We start from the raw sequence: 6,351 nt of genomic DNA, 5'->3' as shown, positions 1-6,351 counted from the left end.
AGGTCCCTGCTAATCAAAGGGTTATGTGTTGTTCTATGGAAGCTGCCCGGACGGCGATGTACTACTCGCCAGCCTTGCCCACCGCATCCAGCGCCCGCGCCGAATACACCAGGGCCGCGCCGGCATTCATCGCCACCGCCACGCCCAGCGCTTCGGCGATCTCTTCCCGGGTCGCGCCATGCTTGACCGCCTGCTGCGAATGCACGGCGATGCAGCCGTCGCAACGGGTGGTGACCGCCACCGCCAGGGAAATCAGCTCGCGGGTCTTGGCGTCGAGATGGTTGGTCTTGGCCCCGGCCGCGCTGGCGGTCGCGTAGCCGGCCACGGTATCGGGAGAAAGCTGCTTGAGATCGCCGATACCTGCCATCAACTGCTTACGGTAGCCATCCCAGTCCATCATGCTCATTGCGTTCACCTCGTTGGTTTGGATCGTTCGAACAGTGAAGCTAGTCGCTTCCCCGCCGTCCTGCCAATGAACAATAGGACTGGATGGTCGATGCTTTGGCAGCAAACGCCGGTGAACTTCAGATGTAGATGAACACCAGGGCCAGCACCGCCACCACCGCCCATTTCTCGGCGTAGTAGCGCGCCCGGTTGCGCTTCTTCAGGGCCTTGCCACGCTCGCGGATCCTGTAGATGCGGGTGAACAGGCGGTTGATGCCGCCGGTCTTGTCCCCGGCATCGTTGGGCGCTGCGGCCGCAGCCATGACATTGGCGCTGAACCAGCGGTTGAAGGCGGTCGCCCAGCGGTACTTGAGCGGTCGCTCGACGTCGCAGAACAGGATCACCCGGTTGTGTTCGGTCTGGTTGGCGGCGTAGTGGATGTAGGTTTCGTCGAACACCACCGCTTCACCATCGCGCCAGTGGTAGTTCTCGCCGTCGACGCAGATGTAGCAGGCCTCGTCGTTCGGCGTGTCCAGGCCCAGATGATAGCGATAGGAGCCGGCGTAGGGGTCACGGTGGCGCACCAGCTTCGAGCCCGGCGGCAAGGTGGCGAACATCGCCGCCTTGACCGTGCCGATGCTCTGCAGCAGTTCGGTGGTGCGCGGGCACAGTTTCATCGCCGACGGATGGCTCTCGCCGTACCACTTCAGGTAGAAGCGCTTCCAGCCGCTCTTGAAGAACGAGTTGAAGCCGACGTCGTCATAGTTCTGCGAACTCTTGATTTCGCCGACATGCAGCAGTTGCAGGGCTTCTTCGCGGATGACCTGCCAGTTGTCCTGCAACGGCTTGAGTTCGGGGAACGACTCGGTCGGCAGGTACGGCCTGGCCGGCAATTTCGAGAACAGGTAGAGGAAGGCGTTGACCGGCGCCAGGAAGCTGGAATGGTCGCCCAGCTGGCGGGTGATCTTGTGTCGTACGCGGCCGCGGAAATGCACATAGGCGATGGAGGCGGCGAACAACAGGACGATGAAGATTTTCATGGACGGGTACTTGTCGATGTGGCGATGCGCCATGGCATAAGCCCGCCAGCATAATCAATTGGCCCGTCGGTTTGTACAAAATGTTGCAGTGAGGCATGTCGACCATGGTGCAATGGCTCCCCCCGGCCATGGCCGGGAGGTGAGCCGTTTCAGCTGGGAGTCAGGTCAGGGAAACGGTGATGAACGGATCCCAGCTCAGGCGATCGCTGATGAGATTGCCCGCGGCATCCAGCAGGTAGAAGTCGATCCGGTAGGCAATGCGGTCCGTGCCTGCTGCCCTGGCTTCGGCTTGCCAAAGGCTGACGGTGGTGCTGGTGGTACCGATATCCGGTGCCTTGCGCGGATCGCTGTCCGCTTTCACGTAGGGCACGAGCACTTCGTCGTACTGCTGCAGCGTGAACTGGTCGAGCACGCCGGCATGGGCCGATTGCGTACCGCTTTCGTACACGTTGGTGATCACGCTGGACTTGTCGAAGTTGCGCGACAGGGTGGTGGTGCGCCAGCGGATGACGTCACCGCGTTTGACGTCGATCCACAACTCGTAGCCGCCGTCCTGTTCGTTGCCCTGGGCATTGGGATCGACCAGTTGGCGCTGGGCCACCAGGTAGACGGCGTTCGCCACCTGGCCTGCCTGCTGATTGCGGGGCACCGAAGCAATGAGGTCGGCATCGACGACCAGCAGGATATCCACGATGTTTCCGGACATGCATGACTCTCCATGAGTGTTGGGTTGGCAAGGCGACCACGCCCCTTGGGCGCATCCCGGCTCCCGGTCCCTGGCTGCGGTCGCGTGGCAAAGGATGGATGATGTCTAAATGATGTCAAGCGTTCGGCAAGCGCCAGGACACTGACGGCTGGCGGCAACCCTGCGCCTATGCTGTTGAATTGTCCGACGGTGCGGCGATGGCTGACGGGCAGGCTGGTTGTTTTCCTTCCACATCCATGGCGGCAGGCTTACCTGGCGTGAGGGGGACGTGCAGGCGCTGGTGCGGCTGCATCCCTTTTGCCCGAGTACCGGGCTGGACCAGGACGGCCTCGAATCGCCGGCGGCGAGGCGCGTTGCCTGCTGACGCTGAAGAACGTCCTTGGCCAGCCGCTGCCGGGCATCACCGTTGCTTGGGAAACCAGCCTGTCGAAGCTGGATGCGCCATCGTCCGGCAGCAACGATGAAAATGGTCAGGTGGAGATCAACCTGCTGGCTGGCGACGAGAGGGGTGGGCAACGGTTCAAGGCGTGCCGAAGAGCGCCGTCCAGTAGATCCCCGCATCGCTTTTCGGATCGGTGGCGTAGGCCGCCCCTAGCTCGCGCAACTGCGGGTTCATCAGGTTGACGCAGTGCCCGGGGCTGGCCAGCCAGCCGTCGACCACCTTGCGCGGGCTGTCGAGGCCGGCGGCGATGTTCTCGGCGATGCGCTGGCCGCTGTAGCCGGCCAGTTCGGCGCGGTCCCCGGGGGTGCGGCCTTCGCGATCGATATGGTCGAAGAAGTTCTGGTTGGCCATGGCCCGGCTGTGGCCCTGGGCCGCTCCAGCCAGGGTGTCGTTCCAGCCCAGCGGGGTGGTCGCGCTCATCGCCTGGGTGCCGCATTGACGAGGCTGGGCGCGGGCGGCATTGACCGCTTCGAGCAGGTTGCGCCCCTCGCTCTGCCAGTCGCCCAGGCGGGCGCTGAGCAACGGGCGGGCGACCACGATGCGCCATTCGCGGCCCTCGCGGCTGACGCCGATATCGACGAACTGCGGGTCCAGCACCACTTGGCAGAAGCTTTCGCGGATCGCCTGCATGGCAGCGGCGGCATCGCGCGGGCCGGACAGGCTGATGGCCTGGACATTGACCATGGGATAGGCGACCCGGGCCAGTTGTTGCTGCAGGTCGCCCATGCTGGTGGCCGACAGTACCAGGCGCGGGTCGCTGGCCAGCGGCGGCAGCTCCAGGGACGCCTGGTTGGCGCAGGCCTGGGACTGATTGCGGTAGGCGTTGATCGAGTCGATCAGTTGCGTCTCTTCCGAAGCCTGGACCTGGCTGGCGAGCAGGGGGCCGAGGCAGAGCAGGGCAAGGCGGAGCATGGAGGAACGGACGCGCATCTGGATCTCCCTGGTACATGAAAAACCGGCGGGTCTGCGCTGATGGCCCGACCGCCGCCCCGATGGATTGGGGTAAAAATGCTGAACAAGCGGGGTGCATGGTAGCCAGAATGGTCCGTGCCTGTCGTCTTTGTCCGGCATCAGGGGGTTCAGGTTCCCTGCGACGGACCAGCGTGCGGCCCTGTTTTGCGGTTTTATGCGTTCAGGGCTGCGCTGTCGCACAACAACAGTTCCAACGCACGACGCGTACCCTGTGGGAGCGGGTTCACCCGCGATTGCGGTAGTGAGTTCACCATAGCAATCGCGGGTAAACCCGCTCCCACAAGGGCCCGTCTCGGGTCAGGGCCGACGTTCCTGCACGATCCGCGTCGGTCGTATTTGCCACCGTTGGGTCCGCTCCCAGGCAAACGCCGCCGCGTGCCGGGTCAGTTCGTCCAGGTGGCGGTCGCGCTTCTTCTCCGCCTCGACCATCGCCTTGCGCCCATGCTGCTTGAGCAGGTAGCTGTGAATCTGCTGGATTTCCACGGTGCGGAAGATCGGCGCCACATCCAGCACCGCCAGCTCGGCATCTGCGGCCGGCGCGTCGGTCGCCATGAGCACCTGCGGCCCGCGCGCGCCGACTACCTCGAAGCCAAGTGCCTCGAAGCACGCCACCTTGCCCTTGCCGCAGGCCAGCTCCATGCGCGGATGGCGCCGGCGTACCTCCGCGAGCATGGCCCGGGCGATCCCGCGCCGGCGCAGGTCCTGGCGCACCGCCATGTAGGCGATGGCGCAGGCGCCTTCCTCGGCGTCGATCGGCAGGTACAGGACGAACCCGGCCAATTGTTCTTCCTCGCAGGCCAGCACCAGGCCGACTGGCAGGCGCGTGCCGCCGAGGGCCTGGAGATACAGGTGCACCTCGAAGCCCAGAGCGTATTGGTAGAGGTTGTAGAGCGGGTTGCTCGGCGGCAGCGCGGTGGCACTGAGGTCGCTGAAATTGTCGACCACCAGTTGCATCAACTGGCTGTGCAGCGGTTCGGCGGGGGCGGTCTGGTGAAGAGTGACAACGGGCATTACGCGCGGAGCTCCGGAAACTGGGCAGGGTGCCAGTCTACAGGAGCCACGCGGCCTCTTCGATTTTAGACGCGGAAACGCCCCACCAGCGCCGTCAGTTCCGTCGCCAGGCCCGACAATGTCCGGCTTGCCGCGCTGGTCTGCTGCGCGCCTTCGGCCGAGCGGGCCGACAATTCGCGGATGTTCAGCAGGTTGCGATCCACTTCCCGGGCTACCTGGGCCTGTTCCTCGGCAGCGCTGGCGATCACCAGGTTGCGCTCGTTGATCTGCCCGATCGCGGCATAGATGCCTTGCAGCACCTGTTCCGAGGCCTGGGTGGTGTCCAGCGCCGCGCGGGCCCGTTCGGCACTGGCGTGCATGGAATTGACCGCCACTTCGGTACCGTGCTGCACGCTGCCGATCATCTGCTCGATCTCCTGGGTCGATTGCTGGGTGCGGTAGGCCAGGGTCCGCACTTCATCGGCGACCACGGCGAAGCCACGCCCGGCTTCGCCTGCCCGGGCCGCTTCGATGGCGGCATTGAGGGCCAGCAGGTTGGTCTGCTCGGAGACCGCGCGGATCACCTCCAGCACCTTGCCGATATCGCGGATTTCCCCGGCCAGCAGTTGCAGGCGCTCGCTGCCGGCCTGCACCTCGCCGGCCATGGCCTGGGTCCCGTCGAGGGTGTCGCTGACCTGTCTACGGCTCTGTTCGGCAAGGCGGTTGGAGTCGTTGGCGGCCTGTGAGGTGGACACGGCATTGCGCGCCACTTCCTCGACGGCGGTGGTCATTTCGGTGACGGCGGTGGCCGCCTGCTCCAGTTCTTCGTCCTGGCGGCGCAGGCTTTCGGCGCTCTGTTCGGTGACGGTGTTCAGCGCTTTCGCGGCATCGGCCAGTTGCCCGGCGCAGGCGTTGATCTGGCCCAGGGTATCGCGCTGGCTGTGCTGCATGCGTTGCAGTTCGGCGAACAACTGGCCGATCTCGTTGCTGCCCGGCACCGCGACCGGCTCGCTCAGGTCGCCAGCGGCGATGCGCTGGAAATGCCGGCCGGCTTCGGCCAACGGGCGCAGCACGCGCTGCTGGATGAAGGCCCAGCACAGTGCTGCCAGCAGCACGGTGGTGACCAGCAAGGCCAGGCTCAGCAGTTGTGCCTTGCGCAGGCGGCTCTGCGATTCGTCCATGATCTGCTGGCTGCGGGTGCTCAGTTCCTTGACCAGGTCCTGGCGCAGGGCCTGCAGGCGGCCCATGGCGTTGCCAGCCTCGATGTTGACCGTGAAGTAGCGGTCCAGGGAGTTCTCCAGGGTCGCCTGGCGCTGGCCGGCGATGGCTGCGGAATAGCTCAGGTAGGTGCGTTGCAGTTCGTCGGCGGTGGTCTTGAGCGTCGGGTCGTCCACGGCGGCGACGAAGTCGGCGATCAGCGCCTGGCCGGAGGCGATCAGTTCTTCCGAGCGGGTCAGGCGACCCTTGGCGCTGTCCATGTGGCCGCCTTGCTGTTCGATGAAGCCGGAGGACACGTTGGCGCTGGAGCGGATCGCCATGAGCAGGGCGTTGTTAAGGCGGTCGGACTGGTGCGCGGTACGGTCCAGCTCGGCGATCTGCACATCGCTGCCCACGGCGCTGCGCCAGGCGCTGACGGTGGAGAACAGCAGGGTCAGGCTGAACAGTGACAGCACCCAGAACATTCCGGTGCGGATTTTCAGGTCGGCGAACATGCGGGCAAGGACTCCTCGATAGTCGGTCCCGCCACTTCGGGCGGGTTTGCCAATAGCTATCGGAGAGGGGTGACGAGCGCTTGAGGGGGCAGGACCGGGTTGTGT

6 protein-coding genes are annotated in these 6,351 nt (G+C 65.0%); all 6 read right to left on the bottom strand.

Going from position 1 to position 6,351, the window contains the following annotated elements; all coding sequences use genetic code 11:
- Positions 1-61: 61 nt before the first annotated feature.
- The 6 genes from ACKLLE_RS25990 to ACKLLE_RS25965 all read right to left on the bottom strand — a co-directional run bounded on the left by ACKLLE_RS25990 (position 62) and on the right by ACKLLE_RS25965 (position 6,246).
- Entirely contained in the window at positions 62-406 is a 345-nt protein-coding gene (locus ACKLLE_RS25990; protein WP_037060772.1) for a carboxymuconolactone decarboxylase family protein, read from the bottom strand.
- A gap of 118 nt (positions 407-524) precedes the next feature.
- The gene (gene lpxO, locus ACKLLE_RS25985; protein WP_064303096.1) at positions 525-1,424 is read right to left on the bottom strand and encodes a lipid A hydroxylase LpxO; all 900 of its coding nucleotides are present in this window, start codon (positions 1,422-1,424) and stop codon (positions 525-527) included.
- Between the two features lie 160 nt (positions 1,425-1,584).
- Positions 1,585-2,130 (bottom strand): AidA/PixA family protein, encoded by a 546-nt coding sequence (locus ACKLLE_RS25980; protein ID WP_064303066.1) that lies wholly within the window; start codon positions 2,128-2,130, stop codon positions 1,585-1,587.
- A gap of 520 nt (positions 2,131-2,650) precedes the next feature.
- On the bottom strand, positions 2,651-3,502 hold the full coding sequence (locus ACKLLE_RS25975) for a CAP domain-containing protein (protein ID WP_064303069.1): 852 nt from the start codon (positions 3,500-3,502) through the stop codon (positions 2,651-2,653).
- 339 nt (positions 3,503-3,841) lie between these two features.
- A complete protein-coding gene (locus ACKLLE_RS25970) occupies positions 3,842-4,555 on the bottom strand; it encodes a GNAT family N-acetyltransferase (RefSeq protein WP_420059451.1) in 714 nt (237 codons plus the stop codon).
- Positions 4,556-4,620: 65 nt separating this feature from the next.
- The gene (locus tag ACKLLE_RS25965) at positions 4,621-6,246 is read right to left on the bottom strand and encodes a methyl-accepting chemotaxis protein (RefSeq protein ID WP_420059450.1); all 1,626 of its coding nucleotides are present in this window, start codon (positions 6,244-6,246) and stop codon (positions 4,621-4,623) included.
- Between the last annotated feature and the right edge of the window lie 105 nt (positions 6,247-6,351).

Source organism: Pseudomonas bharatica (assembly GCF_048586865.1).
Taxonomy (GTDB): domain Bacteria; phylum Pseudomonadota; class Gammaproteobacteria; order Pseudomonadales; family Pseudomonadaceae; genus Aquipseudomonas; species Aquipseudomonas bharatica.
The sequence above is the reverse complement of the archived record's forward strand: the minus strand, read 5'-3'. Positions and strand labels throughout refer to the sequence as shown.